Source organism: Micromonospora sp. NPDC048830 (genome assembly GCF_043198215.1).
Classification (GTDB): Bacteria; Actinomycetota; Actinomycetes; order Mycobacteriales; family Micromonosporaceae; genus Micromonospora.
Genome location: NZ_JBICUP010000010.1, coordinates 14,049 through 30,447, shown reverse-complemented (window position 1 = coordinate 30,447; position 16,399 = coordinate 14,049). Strand labels below are relative to the sequence as shown.

At 75.0% G+C, this 16,399-nt stretch carries 14 protein-coding genes; 4 read left to right on the top strand and 10 right to left on the bottom strand.

Going from position 1 to position 16,399, the window contains the following annotated elements; all coding sequences use genetic code 11:
- Positions 1–3: 3 nt before the first annotated feature.
- From ACGFIZ_RS11745 to ACGFIZ_RS11735, 3 genes are read left to right on the top strand one after another with little or no spacing between them, the layout of a single operon-like run.
- Positions 4–738 carry a thioesterase II family protein gene (locus ACGFIZ_RS11745; protein WP_393418330.1) on the top strand — a complete coding sequence of 245 codons (735 nt, stop codon included), beginning with the start codon at positions 4–6 and terminating at the stop codon, positions 736–738.
- The gene (locus tag ACGFIZ_RS11740) at positions 738–1,337 is read left to right on the top strand and encodes a class I SAM-dependent methyltransferase (RefSeq protein WP_393418328.1); all 600 of its coding nucleotides are present in this window, start codon (positions 738–740) and stop codon (positions 1,335–1,337) included. Before ACGFIZ_RS11745 ends, ACGFIZ_RS11740 begins: the two co-directional genes overlap by 1 nt.
- Before the next feature lie 19 nt (positions 1,338–1,356).
- Positions 1,357–2,544, top strand: coding sequence for an FAD-dependent oxidoreductase (locus ACGFIZ_RS11735; RefSeq protein WP_393418326.1), 1,188 nt, complete (start codon positions 1,357–1,359; stop codon positions 2,542–2,544).
- A gap of 60 nt (positions 2,545–2,604) precedes the next feature.
- Here ACGFIZ_RS11735 and ACGFIZ_RS11730 read toward each other — a convergent pair whose 3' ends face one another.
- Positions 2,605–4,182, bottom strand: coding sequence for an MFS transporter (locus ACGFIZ_RS11730; protein WP_393418324.1), 1,578 nt, complete (start codon positions 4,180–4,182; stop codon positions 2,605–2,607).
- A 205-nt stretch (positions 4,183–4,387) separates the two neighbouring features.
- Between ACGFIZ_RS11730 and ACGFIZ_RS11725 the strand changes: the two genes are divergently transcribed.
- Positions 4,388–5,398, top strand: a complete 1,011-nt coding sequence (locus ACGFIZ_RS11725; RefSeq protein ID WP_393418322.1) for a histidinol-phosphate transaminase — start codon at positions 4,388–4,390, stop codon at positions 5,396–5,398.
- Between the two features lie 66 nt (positions 5,399–5,464).
- On the opposite strand, the gene ACGFIZ_RS11720 is transcribed toward ACGFIZ_RS11725, so the two are convergent.
- The 9 genes from ACGFIZ_RS11720 to ACGFIZ_RS11680 all read right to left on the bottom strand — a co-directional run bounded on the left by ACGFIZ_RS11720 (position 5,465) and on the right by ACGFIZ_RS11680 (position 16,227).
- Positions 5,465–6,727: an aminotransferase class I/II-fold pyridoxal phosphate-dependent enzyme gene (locus ACGFIZ_RS11720; RefSeq protein ID WP_393418320.1), complete on the bottom strand. Its 1,263-nt coding sequence runs from the start codon at positions 6,725–6,727 to the stop codon at positions 5,465–5,467.
- Between the two features lie 190 nt (positions 6,728–6,917).
- Complete coding sequence (locus ACGFIZ_RS11715) at positions 6,918–7,772, bottom strand: STM4011 family radical SAM protein (RefSeq protein ID WP_393418318.1); 855 nt, start codon at positions 7,770–7,772, stop codon at positions 6,918–6,920.
- Positions 7,769–9,094, bottom strand: a complete 1,326-nt coding sequence (locus ACGFIZ_RS11710; RefSeq protein WP_393418316.1) for an STM4012 family radical SAM protein — start codon at positions 9,092–9,094, stop codon at positions 7,769–7,771. Before ACGFIZ_RS11710 ends, ACGFIZ_RS11715 begins: the two co-directional genes overlap by 4 nt.
- Positions 9,091–9,894, bottom strand: coding sequence for an STM4013/SEN3800 family hydrolase (locus tag ACGFIZ_RS11705; RefSeq protein WP_393418314.1), 804 nt, complete (start codon positions 9,892–9,894; stop codon positions 9,091–9,093). Before ACGFIZ_RS11705 ends, ACGFIZ_RS11710 begins: the two co-directional genes overlap by 4 nt.
- Positions 9,882–11,042: an STM4014 family protein gene (locus ACGFIZ_RS11700; RefSeq protein ID WP_393418312.1), complete on the bottom strand. Its 1,161-nt coding sequence runs from the start codon at positions 11,040–11,042 to the stop codon at positions 9,882–9,884. The genes ACGFIZ_RS11705 and ACGFIZ_RS11700 overlap by 13 nt, the downstream gene beginning before the upstream one ends.
- A 1-nt stretch (position 11,043) precedes the next feature.
- Entirely contained in the window at positions 11,044–11,991 is a 948-nt protein-coding gene (locus ACGFIZ_RS11695; RefSeq protein ID WP_393418310.1) for an STM4015 family protein, read from the bottom strand.
- A 6-nt stretch (positions 11,992–11,997) separates the two neighbouring features.
- The gene (locus ACGFIZ_RS11690; RefSeq protein WP_393418308.1) at positions 11,998–12,930 is read right to left on the bottom strand and encodes an STM4015 family protein; all 933 of its coding nucleotides are present in this window, start codon (positions 12,928–12,930) and stop codon (positions 11,998–12,000) included.
- Between the two features lie 213 nt (positions 12,931–13,143).
- Positions 13,144–14,547 carry a hypothetical protein gene (locus tag ACGFIZ_RS11685; RefSeq protein WP_393418306.1) on the bottom strand — a complete coding sequence of 468 codons (1,404 nt, stop codon included), beginning with the start codon at positions 14,545–14,547 and terminating at the stop codon, positions 13,144–13,146.
- A 189-nt stretch (positions 14,548–14,736) separates the two neighbouring features.
- Positions 14,737–16,227, bottom strand: a complete 1,491-nt coding sequence (locus ACGFIZ_RS11680) for a glycerophosphodiester phosphodiesterase family protein (protein ID WP_393418304.1) — start codon at positions 16,225–16,227, stop codon at positions 14,737–14,739.
- Positions 16,228–16,399 lie beyond the last annotated feature (172 nt).

Here is a 16,399-nt window from a genome sequence, read left to right as displayed (position 1 = left end):
GCGGTGGCCAGGACCCTGCTCTTCTGCCTGCCGTACGCCGGCGGCTCCGCGATGCGCATCTACGGCCGCTGGCAGCGGGAGCTGCCCGATTCGATCGAGGTGGTGCCGGTCGAGTACGCCGGCCGGGGCGCCCGGATCGTCGACACGCCGCTGACCAGCGTCGACGCCATCACCGCGGACGTCATGGGCATCCTGCTGGCCCGCATCGACCGGCCGTACGCCATCTTCGGCCACAGCCTCGGCGCGCTGGTCGCGTTCGAGTTGGCCCGCCGGCTGGAGCACCTGCACGGCCGGCCCGCCACCCACCTGTTCGTCTCCGGTCAGCGCGCCCCGCAGCTGCCCCACCCGCTGGCCCAGTACGACTACCAGCTGCCCGAGCCCGAGTTCAAGGAGCGGCTGCGCGAGCTGGCCGGCACGCCGGAGGAGGTGCTCGCCAACGAGGAGCTGCTGAACCTGGTGACCCCCGTCCTGCGCGCCGACTTCGAGGCCGCCGACACGTACCGGTACCGGCCCGGCCCCCGGATGACCTGCCCGCTGACCGTCTACGGCGGCGCGGACGACCCGGAGGCCCCGCCGGACACCCTGCCGGACTGGTCGGCGCTGACCTCCGCCCCCTGCGACGTGCGGGTCCTCCCGGGCCAGCACTTCTTCCTCAACGACGAGCAGGCGACGGTGCTCAAGGGGATCGCCACGGACCTGGAACCGACGTCGCCGACCACGAACGGAAGGACGTCCTGATGCGGCTGCGCCCCTGGTTCTACAACACCCTGTACCGGCTCAACGCCGCCCCGTGGGACAAGGAGGTGCGTCCGCACCTCACCGAGCTGGTCGAGTCCGGCCGGCTCACCCCGACCGAGTTTCCGCGCGCCCTGGACCTCGGCTGCGGCACCGGCGCCGAGGCCGTCTACCTGGCCACCAAGGGCTTCGGCCCGGTCGTGGGCGTCGACTTCTCGCCGGTGGCGCTGCGCCGCGCCCGGGCCCGCGCCGCGTCCGCCGGCGTCGCCGACCGGTGCACGTTCACCCAGGCCGACATCACCGCCGGCCCGATCCCGGGGCTCGCCGACTCCTACGACCTGATCTGCGACTTCGGCGCGCTCAACGACACCGAGGGGGAGGAGCGCCTGGCGGTGGCCCGGGCCATCCACCGGCTCAGCCGCCCCGGCGGCAAGGTCCTGCTGTTCTGCTTCCAGGGCGACAAGACGCAGCTCAAGGGCGGCCAGAAGATGGCGCCGATGATCGCCCCGGGCGAGGAGAAGGAGCTCTTCGGCGACGCGTTCGAGCTGGAGTACCTGCCCACCCGGCCGCGCACCGTGACGCTGCTGATGACCCGCCGCTGACCATCCGAGGAGCAACACCATGGACCTGACCCGCCCCATCCTGGTCACCGGCGCCGGCGTGGGCGGCCTGACCGCCGCGCTCGCCCTGGCCCGGCACGGCTTCGCCGTGCGGGTGTACGAGCGGCGCGAGCTGGAGGAGATCACCACCAACGCCGGTTTCGGGCACACCATCTGGAGCAACGCCACCACCAGCCTGCGCACCCTGGGGCTGGGGGAGCGGCTGCTGGCGCGCGCCGAGCCGATGCTCGGCTTCGAGAGCCGCAACTCCCGCCAGCAGGTGATGTTCCGGACGAACACCGCCGACAGCATCTGGCCCGGCTGCGCCCCGACCGTCGGCATCGGCCGGGGCGACCTGATCGGCCTGCTCCGCGAGGCCTGCCTGGACCGCGGCGTGCAGATCGAGTACGGCCAGCGGGCCACCGGGTACGAGATCGCCGGCGACGAGGTCACCCTGAAGCTCGCCGACGGCAGCACCGTCACCGGCGCCGGCCTGATCGGCGCCGACGGCATCCGCTCGACCATCCTGGAGCAGCTGCACGGCCGCATCCCCGCCGTCTACACCGGACGGTCCACCTACCGGGGCATCGCCCCCGGCACCTGCGGCCTCAAGCGTGGCACCGTGCACCTGTTCTCCGACCCCGACAGCCGCTTCGGCGGCGGGGCCTGGCTGATCGGCGGCGACCGGGTGGTCTGGACGCTGTCCTGCGAGCGCACCCCCGGCACGGAGGACCCGCAGGGCATCCCGGCCCGGGCCCGCGAGATCGCCGACGTGCTCGGCGGTCCCGCCCCGACCTTCGTCCGGGACACCCCGCAGGAGACGATCAGCCGGATCGACGTCTACTACCACGAGTGGCTCGACCACTGGGGCGAGGGCCCCGTGACGCTGCTCGGCGACGCCGCGCACGCCCTGCCCACCGACCTGGGCCAGGGCGCCTGCATGGCCATCGAGGACGGCGTGGTGCTCGCCGACTGCCTGGCCACCGCGGCCGACGTCCCCAGCGGCCTGCGCGAGTACGAACGCCGTCGCCGCGAGCGGGTCCACTGGGTCCGGGAGCACGTGCTGCGGGTGAACCGGTTCAAGCCGATCAGCAACAAGGCACTGCGCTGGGTCGTCGGCAAGATCGCCAAGGTGGTGGTGGCGTCCAGCGCCCCGAAGATGTGGCGGGAGGTCCAACGGCCGCCGGAGCTGACGGCCGAGCGCTCATGACCTGACCGGACCGTCGCCCCTCCGCCGCGCGTGGAGGGGCGACATCTGCTCGCCGTCCGCTCAGTGGGGCGCGGGCGCCGTCTCCGCGTCGGCGGCCGCCGCGGGGGAGGCGACCGGCGTGCGCGGCTCGCGGATCAGCAGCGCGACCACCGCGCCGACCAGCGCGGCCACCCCGGCCGCGGTGAGCCCCCAGTGGACGCCGGAGGTGAGCGCCCGGTCCACCAGCGCGGTCACGGCCGGGCTCGCCGCCGTGTCCGCCGCGCCGTCCTCGGCGAACAGCCGGCGGGCCAGCTCCGCCGAGTCGGCCCGGGTCAACCCGGCGCTGTCGGCGCCGTCCGCCACGACCCGGCGGAAGCCGTCGGTGACCAGGGCGCCGAGCACCGCGATGCCGATCAGGGCGCCGATCTGCTGGCCGGTCTCCCCGGTCGCCGACGCCAGCCCCGCCCGCTCGGCCGGCACGCTGCCCATGAGCGCGCTGTTCACCGGCGGGATCACCAGCCCGATGCCGGCGCCGAACAGCACCAGCAGCGGCCACCACCCGCTGTACGGGTCGGCGGCGTCGACCCGGGCGAGCAGCAGCAGGGCCGTGCCCATGGACAGGGTGCCGGCGAGCACCGGCACCCGGGAGCCGACCCGCCCGGCGAGCAGCCCGGCCAGCGGGGCGGTCACCATCACGGTGGCCATCGCCGGCAGGAACCGCACGCCGGCCGCCGCCGCCGTGTAGTCCTGCGTCTGCTGCAGGAACAGGCTCACCAGGAAGAACGAGGCGTACATCCCGAACGCGACCAACCCGATCACCAGGGTGCTCGCGGAGAACGTCGAGGACCGGAACAGCTCCAGGTGCAGCATCGGGTGCGCCACCCGCCGCTCCACCACCAGCAGGGCGGCCAGCGCGAGCACCGAGACCACCAGCAGGCCGACGATGAGCGGCGAGCCCCAGCCGAACCGGCTGCCCTCGACCAGCGCGAACGTCAGCGTGCCGAGCCAGAGCACCGTCAGCACCTGGCCGGGCAGGTCGACCACCCGGTGCAGCGGCCCGTCCGGGCGGGCGGTGCCGTCCCGGCCGAGCAGCGCCCGCGCGCCCAGCACCAGCGCCAGCGCGCCGACCGGCAGGTTCACCAGGAACACCGACTGCCATCCCCAGCGGGCGGCGAGCAGCCCGCCGAGCACCGGACCGAGCAGCAGCGCCAGCGCGGACACCCCGGACCAGATGCCGAACGCGCGGGCCCGATCCTTCGGCGTCGGGAAGGTGTGCGACAGGATCGCCAGGGTCTGCGGGGTCACCAGCGCCGCCCCGAGGCCCTGCACGATCCGGCCGGCCACCAGCACCTCCAGCTGCGGGGCGTACGCGCAGATCGCCGAGCCGAGCGTGAACGTGGCCAGCCCGGCGAGGAACATCTCGGCCCGGCCGAGCCGGTCGCCGAGGCTGCCCGAGGTGAGCAGCAGCGCCGCGAACACCAGCACGTACCCGTCGGCGATCCACACCAGCCCCGTCAGGTCGGCCCCCAGGTCGGCCCGCATCGCCGGCAGGGTCAGGCTGATCGCGGTGCTGTCCAGCAGCGCCATGAACAGGGCCAGGCAGACCACCACCAGGACGGTGGCCGGGGCGGGCGGGCGTCGGGCCTGCGAGGCGGCCAAGGCGATGCCTCCTGCTCGTCGGGTGCGGCGGCGCGGATCCGCCCTGGCCGGCGAGGCTGCCAGCGTACGGCCGGCGCCGCCAGCCGAGGGCGAGCGCGCCGACCGGGGTGCCCGACCGGGCAGCCCTGCCGCGCCCTCGTGGCCGCGCCGGACGGCCGCTTTTCGCCCCGCCGCCGGCGCATAGGTTTGCGGAGAGGGAGGCGACATGTCCGAACAGCACACCCACCGGGCGGCGGCCAACGAGAGCCCGTACCCCCCGCCGCCCGCGGTCCTCGACGCGGTCGCCGAGGCGTCCACCCGGATCAACCGGTACCCCGAGGTCTATCCGACGACGCTCGCCGAGGCGATCGCCGCCCACCACCGCGTACCGGTCGAGCAGGTCGCGGTCGGCGCCGGCGGGGCCGGGCTGATCCAGCAGATGCTGCACCTGGTGGCCCGCGGCCGCCGGCGCGGCGAGGCCCTGTTCGCCTGGCGGTCCTTCGAGGGCTACCCGTTGATCGCCGAGGGGATGGGCGTGCCGGTGCGGCGGGTGCCGCTGCGCGGCCACGCGCACGACCTCGAGGCCATGGCGAAGGCCGTACGCCGGCGGACCAAGCTCGTCTTCCTGTGCAGCCCCAACAACCCCACCGGCGCCGCCATCCGGCAGGACGAGCTGGACGCCTTCCTCGCCCGGGTGCCCCGGCGGGTCTTCGTCGTCCTCGACGAGGTGTACCGGGGCTTCGCCACGGACCCGGCCACCGCGGACGGGCTGCGCACCCTGCCGGCGCACCCGAACCTGGTGGTGCTGCGCAGCTTCTCCAAGGCGTACGGGCTGGCCGGCCTGCGGGTCGGCTACGCCGTCGGGCATCCCGGCCCGATCGCCGGCCTGCGCGCGGTGACCATGCCGTTCCTGGTGCCCGAGGTGGCCCAGGCGGCGGCGATCGCGGCGCTGGCCGCCGAGCCGGAGTACGCGGCCCGCCGCCGGGAGGTCGCCGCCGAACGCGACCGGGTCCTGCGGGCGCTGCGGGAGGCCGGCGTCGGCGCGCCGCCCAGCGAGGGGAACTTCGTCTGGCTGCCGCTGGGCGAGCGCACCGACGCCTTCGAGGCCGCCTGTCGCGCGGAGGGGCTGCTGGTGCACGCCTTTCCCGGCGAGGGCGCCCGGGTCACCATCGGCCTGCCCGAGAGCAACGATCTGCTGCTCAAGGTCGCCACCGGGACCGCCTGGTCCCGGCCCTGAGCCCACCTGACCCGCGCCACGCCCGTTCCGCGTCGGCGGGCCGGGCGGCGCTGCCCGGCCCGCCGCTCACGCCCGGCCGGTGAGCAGGTCCGCCGGGGGCTCGGGCGTCAGCTTGCGGGCGACCACGGTGAACGCGTCGACCGCCCGCTCCAGGTGCTCCTCGGTGTGCGTGGCCATCACGCTGACCCGAAGCTGCGCCTGGCCCTTCGGCACCGCCGGGTACAGCGCCACGTTGACGTAGATGCCCTGGTCGTACAGCAGCCGCCACATCCGGGCAGCGGTCAGGTCGTCCGGCGCGGGCACCCGCAGGATCGGGGTCTGCACCTCCACCTCGTTGGCGGACACCGGCACCGGCCCGACCGCGAAGCCCAGCTCGTCGAGCGCGGCGCGCAGCCGGGCCGTGTTGGCGGCCAGCCGCGCCCGCCGTTCCTCGCCCTCGGCCGCCCGGGCGATCTCCATCCCGGCCAGCGCCGCGCCGATCCCCGCCGGCGGGGCCGCGGCGGTGAACATGAACGCCCGCGAGTGCACCCGCAGGAAGTCGATGACGTCGGCCGGCCCGGTGACGAAGCCACCGCCGCCGCCGAGCGCCTTGGAGAACGTGCCCATCCGCAGGTCCACCGCGTCGGCCAGGCAGGCCAGCGCGGCCACCCCCTGCCCGTCCGGCCCGAGCACCCCCACGGCGTGCGCCTCGTCGACGAGCAGGCGGGCCCCGTACCGGCGGGACAGGCCGGTGACGCCGACGATGTCGGACAGGTCGCCCTGCATCGAGTAGACGGTGTCGACGACCACGAGGATCCCGCCGTCGCCCTGCCCGGCCCGGCGCAGCAGCGTCTCCAGGCGGTCCATCCGGTTGTGCCGGAACGGCAGCAGCCGGCCCCGGGCCAGCGCGGCGCCGTCCAGGATGGAGGCATGGTCGCCGGCGTCGCAGACGGCGACGTCGCCCTCGCCGACGAGCGCCCCGATCACGCCGAGGTTCGTGGTGTATCCGCTGCCGAAGACGAGGGCGTCCTCCTCGCCGAACCAGTCCGCCACCGCCGCCTCGACCCGCAGGTGCAGCTCGGTGGTGCCGTTCATCAGCCGGGAGCCGTTGACCGAGGTGCCGTACCGCTGGGCGGCCAGGTTGGCCGCCTCGGTCAGCCGCGGATCCCCGGACAGCCCCAGGTAGTTGCTGGAGCCCAGGTTCACCCGCGGTACACCGTCCATCACCGTCACCGCCGCGGGTGGCCTCTGCAGGGTCCGGAAGTAGGGCAGCAGGTCCCGCACCTCCAGCTCCCGGCGGAACGCGTACGAGTCATACGCTCGTACTTTGGCGAAGAGGTCTGTACTCATACCGCTCATGGCACACCGGGAAGGGCGGTTTTCCGATCCCCGGTCAACACGACAGTTGGCCACCCCGATCGAGCAGGTGCCCGCGGGGCTGGCCCGCCGCCGGCTCCTGTGGGCCGCACGGCCGTCGAGCCGTGGGAGCGGCGGCACCGCGAGGCGCAGCGGGCGGCGTCCGGCCGCAACCGGGCCCGGCTCAGTCGGGCGGCCACGCGGCCGGGATGCGTTCCAGCACCCCGCCGGCGAACACGTCGCGCAGCCCGAGCGGCTTGAGGTGGACGTACCCGATGTGGCAGTCGCAGACCGCGTTGCCGCACGGCCGGGGCCGCAGCGCGGCCCGCCACGACCCGTCGTACAGGTTGCCGATGGGCTCGGCGATGAAGTGGCAGCGGCGCACCGTGCCGTCGCCGAGGACGGAGATCGCGGTCTCCCCGGCGTGGCAGGGCCGGCCCAGCGACAGGTGCGGGCGCACGCTGTAGCCGAACAGCGGGTCCAGCTCCGTCCACGTCGCCTCCTCGGCGGCGTCGTAGCGGCGCCCCTCGGCGGCGTTCACCCACAGGTACACCTGCGGCGGCAGCGCCGCGCGCAGCGCCCGCGCCTCGGCCAGGTGCTCGGGCAGCCCCACCACGCCGACGGAGAACCGGACGCCCAGCTCGGTCAGGCGGGCGCAGCGCGCCAGGAACCGGTCCCGTTCGACCTGCCCCGGGTGGTACGTCGTCCACAGCGCGGCCCGCGCCGGGTCGGCGTCGGCGAGCCAGTCCACCCGGGCGGCGAGGTTGGTCTGGATGACCACCCGCCCGACGTGCGGCAGGTGCGACAGCGACACCATCGCGTCCCGGTACCAGCGGCGGGTCAGCCCCTCGCCCCACGGGGTGAACAGCACCGACAGCCGGACGTCGGTGGTGGCCGCCACCCAGCCGGCGAACCGCTCCAGCGCGGCCCGGTCGGCGCGCAGCAGCTCCGGCGGGTCGTGCCGCTTGGCGAACGGGCAGTACGGGCAGTCGTAGTTGCAGCTGGACAACGGCCCGCGGTAGAGGATCGCGAGGTTCACCTCGGCACGTACCCGGTCATCGCGGCGCGCACCGCGGCGGAGGTCAGCCACGGCCCGATCGCGTCGGAGCGGGCCAGCCCGGCCGGGGTGAGCCGCAGCCCGCCGGCGGTGGCCCAGCCCCGGTCGACCAGCCGGCCCAGCTCGGGGAAGTCGTCGGCGGGCGGCCGGCCGAACCGGGCCGCGTACGCGGCGGCGTCGACGCCCTCGGCGCGCAGCAGGGACTTGAGCAGCCAACGGCGGCGCTGCTCGGCCCCGTCCAGGTGGTACCCGAACTCGGCGTACCGGAAGTCGTCGGCCGGGCGGGTCAGGTAGTCGTCGAGCACCGCCCGCACCTCGCTGACGCCGACGGCGTAGTCGAACGAGTAGTGCAGCGACGTGGTGTACGAGCGGGCGCCGCAGCCCAGCCCGACCATGCCGTCGTCCTGGCAGCAGTAGTCCGGCCCGTCCGGGGCCGGGACGTCGGCGCGGCGGAACTGCCGCATCGACTCCTGCCGGTACCCTGCCGCGCCGAGCACCTCCACCGCCTGCGCGTACAGGGCCAGCCGCTGGGCGTCCCAGTCGGCGCGGGTGTGTGCCCGCCGGCCCAGCCCGGTCAGCGGCCGCACGTACAGCGGGTACAGGTACAGCTCCTCCGGCCGCCACGCGAGGGCCGCGTCCAGGCTCTGCCGCCAGGTGTCGGCGGTCTGCCCGTCGATGCCGTAGATGAGGTCCACGTTGAGCACCGGGATGCGCGCGTCGCGGATGGCGCCGAGCGCGGCCTCCACCTGCGCGCGGCGCTGCGGCCGGCCGGCGGCCCGGGCCTCGGCGTCGAGGAAGCTCTGCACGCCGATGCTCACCCGGGTCGCGCCGTGCGCGGCGAGCACCGCGAGCCGGTCCGGGGTCGCGGTGGCCGGCGAGGTCTCCACCGACAGGGGTACGCCGGGCAGTCGCGCGCCGATGGTGGACGTGGCGATGTCGAACAGTTCGGTCAGCTCGTCGGCGGTCAGGTGGGTGGGGGTGCCCCCGCCGAACGCCGCCCGGGCGTACCCGGCGTCGCCGCCGAGGGCGTCGGTGACCCGCTCGGCCTGCCGGCGCAGCTGCCGCAGGTACGCGCTCACCTGCTCGGCGGGCGCGTTGGCGCGGGTGAACAGGTTGCAGAAGCCGCAGCGCATCTCGCAGAACGGCACGTGCACGTAGAGGAACAGGGCGTCGCGCGCCTCGGCCCGCCACAGGTCGGCCAGCGGCGGCCGGGGCCGCAGCGCCCGGTACGACGTCTTGTGCGGGTACGCGTACAGGTACTGCTGGTACGGCGAGCCGTCGAGGCCCTCGTCGGTGCTGGTCAACAGTCCCCCGGGTGCAGGATGAAGTGGGCGTACGGGACGGTCCACACCACGTCGTGGCCGATCCGGTGTCCGGTGTGGCCGTCCTCCCCGTACGCGGTGCCGTGATCGGCGCAGACGATCGTGAACACGGGCCGGCCCCGCCCGGTGACCAGGGCGAACAGCCGGTCGATCCGCCCGTCGACGTACTCCAGGGCGGCGGCGTGGCTGGCCAGGTCGTCGCTCTCCGCGCCGGGCAGGTGGTGCCGATTGGGCTGGTGCAGCGCCGCCACGTTGAGGAACGTGAACAGCGGCCGGCCGGCCGGGACCCGGGGCAGCACCTCGGCCAGCCGGTCGAGCTGCGCGTCCAGGCAGGTGGGGGACGTGACGCCGAACTCCGGCTCCCAGTGCGCCTCGGCGAACAGCCCGGGCAGCACGGCGCCGAGCGGGCTGCGCCGGTTGAAGAACCCGACGCCGCCCAGGCACAGCGTGTGGTACCCGACGTCGGCCAGGGCGGTCGGCAGGTCCGGGGCGTCGAACACCCAGGTGTCGCTGCCCGCGGTCTCGCTGCCGGGGAACCGGGCCGCGTACAGCCGCTCGTGCCGGCCGGGATCGACCGGGGTGGGCAGGAAACCCGCGAAGAACGCGTGGTGCGCGGCGTAGGTGAAGCTGGCGGGGGAGTGGCGGCGCTCCCACCGGCCGCCGGGCAGCGCCCGCGCGAGCCGCGGGGTGCGCCCGGCCGCGGCCAGTGCGGCGGCCACGTCGTAGCGCAGCGTGTCGAGGGTGACCAGGAGCAGGTCGTGGCTGCCGATCAGGCTCCGCACGCCGGCACCTCCCGCCGGGCCGCCGGGCTGGCTCCGGGGCGCGCGGCCCCCGCCGGGGCGGTCGCCGCGCCGGCCGGCACCGGGGCTGCCGCCGCCCGCCACCGCTGCCACCGGCCGCTGGTCAGGGCGTGCACCTGCTCGGCGTAGGTGTCCCGGCCGTCGGCGAGGACCCCGGGCAGCAGGTCCCCGAACGCGTTGACCTCCGCCACCGCGTGCCGGCGCCAGCCGGTCAGGAACATCAGGTCGACGCCGACGTGCAGCGAGCGGGGAAAGCACGCGGCGGCCCGCTCGCAGGTCTCCATCGCCGCCGCCCACGCCGCCGGGCCGGCCGCGGCCCGTAGCTGCGCCAGGTCGCCGCGGGCGTTGCCGAGGTGCAGGTTCGTCATCGGCCCCCGGGCGGCGCGGACGACGGCGTGGGTGGGACGGCCGGCGACCACCACCACCCGCAGGTCGACGACCCGGTCGGCGAGCCCGGCCTTGGGCAGCCACCGTTCGACGTGCAGCCCGTCCGGGGCCAGCCGGTCGACGATCGCGGCGACCTCGCCCTCGTCGTCGTACTCGCGCAACCGCAGCGAGTTGAACAGCCCGTCCGGGGTCGCCTCGACCGTGGTGACGGCCCGGATGCGGCCGGGGGCGACCGCGAGGGCGAGCACCCCGGCGGCCGACGAGCCGTGCGCGGGCTTCACGAACACCCGAGTCCAACCGGCCTCGGCCATGGCGGCGCGCAGCTGCGCGTACCCGCGCACGGGCGGCAGGGCGGCCGGCACGGGCACGCCGGCGGCCGACAGCAGCGCGTGGCAGCGCCGCTTGTCGCACAGCGCCGCGACGTCCTCCGGGTGGTTGAGCAGCTCCGCGCCGCCGGCGGCGACCCGGTCGAGGGCGGCGACCAGGCCCGCGTACGCGTCGGCGAGCCCGACCAGCTCGCCGTGCCGCGCCGGGGCGGCGGCCCGGCGCAGCAGCCGGTCGACCTCCGGGTCCTCGCCGGTGGAGTCGACGCGCACCAGGGCGCCGGCCGGCGGCGGGGCCGCCCCGGCGAGCACGTCGGCCCAGGGCAGCACCGCCGGCCGGGGCAGCCCGGCGGCCAGGACGGCCTCGGTGAACAGGCCGACGCGGCGGTTGTCGGGGTTGCCGACGACGGTCAGCCGCATGTCACTCGGACACCGCCGTGTACCGGTACGTCTCGCCGTCGTCCTCGTCGGCCTCCTTCGGCTCGGACAGGTCCACCCGGACGCCGGGCAGCGCGCCGGGCAGCGCCGCCGCCAGCTCCGCGGAGATGTAGTGGTGGTGCAGGTCCAGCATGGCCAGGTGGGTCAGCGGCTGCCCACCCGCCAGGGCGGCCGCGCCGCGGTCGCCGAGGGTGCCCAGCGACAGGTCCAGCCGGGTCAGCCGCGCGACCACGGGCGCCGAGGCGAGCGCCTCGGCGAGGTCGTCGGCGATCTCGGCGTTGCGCAGCCCGAGCCGGCGCAGCGCGGGGAACCGCTGCCCGGCCAGCAGCGGAGCCAGGTCGGCCACGGTGGTGTCGCCGCCGTAGTCGGGGGTGCCGAGCCACAGCTCCAGGTCGCTCAGGGCGGGCAGCTCGGAGTCGAGCACCGCGCCGACGAAGTCGCGGCCCAGGCCGCCGCTCTGCACCGTGAGCTCCCGCAGCCGCCCGTGCCGGACCGGCGAGAACTCGAAGTCCTCGCCGCCGCGCACCCGCAGCACCTCCAGCCCCGGGTACGCCGCCAGCAGCGGGCTGACGTCGCCCACCTTCATCCAGGAGATCTCGCACTCGTCGAAGGTGATGTCGCCGAGGAACAGCGCCCGCAGGTTGGGCAGGCGCGGCGCGGCCGCACAGAGCTGTGCGATCGGGGCGGTGTTGAACGCCGCGTACCCCCAGGAGCCGACGACGAGGGCCTCCACCGCCGGCCCCGCCAGCTCGACGAACCGGTCGAAGGCGTCCCGGAACCCCTCCGCCCCCTTCTCCTCGGCGCCGGCGTCGAACTCCCAGTACGCGAACCGCCAGGCGACGGGCCCGTCCACGATGGGCAGCGGGCCGTCGGCGGGAACCTGGACCACGGGACGGCCGGCGAACGTGGTGGCGTGCGATCCGAACGTCATCGTCGCTCACTCCCCGACCAGGGTGTAGCGGTACAGCCTGCCGTTGTACTCGTCCGGCGTCCGCGGGTCCGACACGTCGACCTCGACGCCGGGCAGGGCGGCCACCACCCGCTCCCGCCACTGGTCGGAGAGGTAGTGGTGGCGCAAATCGAGGCGGCGCAGGTGGGTCAGCGGCTGCCCGGCCAGCAGCGCCTCGGCGCCGGAGTCGGTGAGCACCCCCATCGACAGGTCGAGGACGTCCAGCCGGCGGACGACCGGTGCGCTGGCCACCGCCGCCGCGATGTCGTCGGCGATCTCGGCGTTGCACAGCGCCAGCCGCCGCAGCGCGGGCAGCCCCGTCCCGGCCAGCAGCCGGCCCAGGTCGGCCACGGTCGCGTCGCCGCCGTAGTCCTTCCTGCCGAACCACAGGTCCAGGCGCTCCAGCGCCGGCAGGTCGCAGCCGGACACCCCGCGCACCACCCCGCCCGGCAGGCCGCCGCACTGGAAACCGAGCTCCCGCAGCCGGTCGTGCCGGACCGGGTCGAGGCGCAGCCCGGCGGCCCCGCGTACCCACAGCACCTCCAGGCCCGGGTACGCGGCCAGCAACGGCGTGATGTCGCCGTGCGTCAGCCAGGAGATCTCGCACTGCTCGCCGACCAGGTCGGCCAGGAACAGCGCCCGCAGCCCGGTCCACTTCCCGGCCGCCTCGACGAGCAGGTCGACGGGCAGCGGGCTCTCGTACGCGGTGCCCCACTCGCCGATCACCAGCGCCCGGACGGCGTCGGCCGGCACCTCGTCGCGCAGCGCCGCGACCAGGGCCGCGAACTCCTCGGGCTCCGCGTCGAAGTCCTCCACCTCCAGCCGCCAGGCGACCGCCGACGGGTCGTCGGGCAGGGGCATCCCCGGGGTGAAGGGCAGCACGGGCAGCCCGGCGAACGACGACAGATGGGAGTGGACCACGCCAACCTCCGGCTCGACTGGTGCAGCGGCGGCGCGACCGTAACAGGTCGCACCGACAACATGATCAGCAGCGGGCGTCCGGGGTGACGTCCGGGGTGGCCGGCAAGGCCAGGGGACCGGATATCTAGTCACAGTCATCAATGTCTGGTAGGAATTGCGCAAGGCCGGCACCGACTCCTCCCGGTGGCGGCCCGGCACCACGACGACGTACCCCTACCGCTCCTCGGCCGCGGCGACCCGGTAGCCCAGCACGTCCGCCGCGCCCGGCGCGCTCGGCACGATCACCTCGCCGGCCGGCTCCGCCCGCACCGGCTCCGCCGCCGGCGGCTGCACCTCCCGGCTCGACTGCACCGTCGGGTACTCGGCCGTCGCCCCGCCGCCCGTCGCGGCGGCCATCACCGCCGCCGCCGCGAGATCGGCCACCCGCTTCGCCTCCCGCTGCACCCGGGCCCGGACGTCCTTCGCGTGCCGCTCGGCCTCCTCTGCCGCCGTGCGCGCCGCGTCCAGGCGGCTCGCCTCCACCGTCAGCTCCTGCCGGACCTCCGCGAGGCGCTGCTGCAGGCGGCCGACCTCGTGCTCGAACGCGGCGCCCTCCTCGCGGGCCTGCGCCAGCTGCTGCTGCGCCGCGTCCAGCTCGGCGTGCAGCTGCGTCAGCGCCTGCCGCTGACCGCCGATCTCCTGTTGCAGGGCCGTCAGCTGCTCCTGGTGGGCGCTCGCCTGCTCGTCGGCCCGCTTGCGCACCTCCGTCGAGTACTGCTGCGCCTCGGCGATCAGATTGGCGATCTTCTGCTCGGCGGCGGTCAGCTGGCCTGCCACGTCCCGCTCGGCCGCCGCGCGGTGCTCGGCGAGCTCCTGCTCGGCCGCCGTTCGCCGCTCGCTGATCTCCCGCTCCACGTTGACCCGCCACTGGGCCAGCTCCTGCTGGCTCTGCGCGCGCGCGGCCTGCACCTCCTGCTGGATCTGGGTACGGGCTGCCTTGGTCAGCGCCTCGGCGGCGGCCTGCGCCTGCTCCACCTGCTGCGCGGTCAGCTCGTTGATCCGCTTCGCCTCCTGCTGGGCGTGCTCGTGCGCGGCCTCGCCGTCGACCCGCAGCTGCTCCACCAGCTCCTGGATGTCCGCGAGCTGCGCCTCCGCCGCCGCCCGGCGCTCCTCGTACTCCTTCTCGTGCTCCGCCCGGCGCGCCGACAGCTCCGCATCCAGCTCCTGCACCGCCCGCGCGGCGTGCTCCCGCGTCTCGAGCAGCAGCCGCTCCGCCTCCGCCTGCAGCTCACCGGCATGCTGCGCGGCGCTCTCGGTGATCACTCCGGCCTGCTTCTCCGCCAGCGCGAGGATCTGGTCGACCATCGGCCCCAGGTCGCGGAACGAGGCCCGGTCCACCTGCGCCGGGCGCTGGCGAAGCTCGGTCACCTCCGCCTGCAACTGCTGGTACTGGACGGTCAGGCCGCGCAACTGGTGCTGGGCCCGGTCCCGCTCGGCCATCAGCGCCGCGGCGGTGGCGTCGGCCTGCTCGACGTACCGGTCGACCTGCCGCTTGTCGTAGCCGCGCAACGCCTGCTCGAAGCTCGGCCGCCTGTTCGCCTCCGTGCGTACCGGAAACGGCTCCCCGCCGTTGGACATGCGCAACCCTCCGTAGAACTCAGACCCGGCGCGTCACCGCCCCGCGGGGCGTGGTGTCGCGCAACGCTACCGCCGCCCGTCGACGCTGAACACCCCACCCCGGCCCCCGCGCCCGGCATGATCCATCCGGTCACGCTGCGCACGCACCCCGCCCCTGCGGGCCTCGCGCGGTGGACGTCACCCGCCGCCTCAGGGCCGGACCGGGGCGAGCTGGAGGTAATCGAGGTTCCAGTTCTGGTAGGCGTCGGCCGGCAGACTCACCCGCACGGTGTGGTGACCGGCCGTGAGCTCCTGGACGACGCCACTGGGCTGGAGCACCTCCTTGTTGTGGCTCGTGGTGTTCAGGACCGCCACCCGCTCGCTCTCGGGGCCCCCGTCGAACGACAGCGTGTAGGTGCCCGCCGGGGAGTACGGCGAGGACACCCGTGCCGAGACGGCGTACCGGCCGCTGCGCGGCACCTCGACGTCGTAGGTCAGCCACTCGCCGCCGCGCATCCACGAGACCCGCACGTTGCCGTCGGCGTCGCTGATGTCCACGTCCTCGCCGGGACGCATCGGCAGCCCGCCGCGGTTACCGGCGTCGGCGTCGTGGTAGCCCACGCCCTCGCCCGGAAGGAAGTCCTCGGCCTGGACCCGCACGCTGCCCTCCGGCACCGGGTCGCCCTCGCCGCTCTGCAGCCACCGCTCGAGCTTCTCGACGTCGTCGGTCTGGATGACGGTGGCGCCGAAGCTGGCGACCAGCCCCTCCCAGCCCCGACGCGGATCGGCGAGCGAGGCCTCGTCGGTGAAGCGGTCCGCCAGGCCGTTCCACATCGAGTTGAGCCAGACCCTGCTGTTCGCCGCCAGCCGGTCGAGGAACGGCTTGCGTGCCACGACGTCGTACTGGCTGTCGAAGGTGACCTCGTAACCGACCGGCTGGTCGCCGCCGAACGCCGCGACGTCGGTCAGATTGCCGTCGCTGACCATGTGCATGTAGACCGCGCCCTCGTGGCCGGCCAGGAACTGCTGGACCTCCGCCACCGGCGCGGCGCTCTTGTAGAGCCCGTTACGGACCGTCCCGGTCTCGACGAGCACCTTCCAGATCTCCTCGCGGAACGGCCAGCCCTTGTCGAGATTGACCAGACCACGCGTCTTCGCGACCTGCATGGCCTCGGCGAGGGTCGGGACCTGCTCGTCGGTGACCGTCGCCTGGGCGCCGCCGAGGCCCTGCTTCAGGCGCAGCGCCTTGACCTGGGCGAGGGTGAGGTCGGCCACCGCGCCGGTTCCGTTCGTCGTGCGGTCGATGGTGGTGTCGTGCATGAGTACGGGGACGCCGTCCCTGGTCAGCCGTACGTCGATCTCGGCGATCTCGGCGCCGTCCTCGAAGGCGGCCGCGATCGCGGGCAGGGAGTTCTCCGGGGCCTCGCGCCACTGGCCGCGGTGCGCGGCGGTGAGGATCTTGGCGTTCGGGCCGTGGTCGAGGATGTCACGGTAGGCGCGCTCGGCCGGCGTGTCGCCGCCCTTGCCCGGCCCACCGTAGAGGAGCGCCGGGGGAGGAGCACCCACACCGCTGGCCGCGACGGCAAGGGCGGCCGGTGCCTGCCGGCCGTTCGTGAGCACCGCTCCGGCGACGACACCGGCAGCGGCAAGGGAGAGCGCGGTGGCGACGCGTACGGCCTGGTTGAGAGGGGCTCGGTTCATGATCGCCGAACCTAGGGCCGGACCGGTTGCGCCGGGCGTACCGGACGTTGACACCTCTTGACGATCCGGTGAAGGTCGGCTGCCGCGGCGTGCGGGAGCCATCCGGACTCGTGACGCGGCTCTCATCGCGGCCGGACGCGTCGTGGGGAATGGTGATGCGGTGCGAACGAGC

Excerpts from the sequence above, each read along its gene's own strand:
- ACGFIZ_RS11740 (WP_393418328.1), top strand. The coding sequence starts at position 738 with ATGCGGCTGCGCCCCTGGTTCTACAACACCCTGTACCGGCTCAACGCC.
- ACGFIZ_RS11735 (WP_393418326.1), top strand. The coding sequence starts at position 1,357 with ATGGACCTGACCCGCCCCATCCTGGTCACCGGCGCCGGCGTGGGCGGC.
- ACGFIZ_RS11725 (WP_393418322.1), top strand. The coding sequence starts at position 4,388 with ATGTCCGAACAGCACACCCACCGGGCGGCGGCCAACGAGAGCCCGTAC.
- ACGFIZ_RS11720 (WP_393418320.1), bottom strand. The coding sequence starts at position 6,727 with ATGAGTACAGACCTCTTCGCCAAAGTACGAGCGTATGACTCGTACGCG.
- ACGFIZ_RS11700 (WP_393418312.1), bottom strand. The coding sequence starts at position 11,042 with ATGCGGCTGACCGTCGTCGGCAACCCCGACAACCGCCGCGTCGGCCTG.
- ACGFIZ_RS11695 (WP_393418310.1), bottom strand. The coding sequence starts at position 11,991 with ATGACGTTCGGATCGCACGCCACCACGTTCGCCGGCCGTCCCGTGGTC.
- ACGFIZ_RS11685 (WP_393418306.1), bottom strand. The coding sequence starts at position 14,547 with ATGTCCAACGGCGGGGAGCCGTTTCCGGTACGCACGGAGGCGAACAGG.
- ACGFIZ_RS11680 (WP_393418304.1), bottom strand. The coding sequence starts at position 16,227 with ATGAACCGAGCCCCTCTCAACCAGGCCGTACGCGTCGCCACCGCGCTC.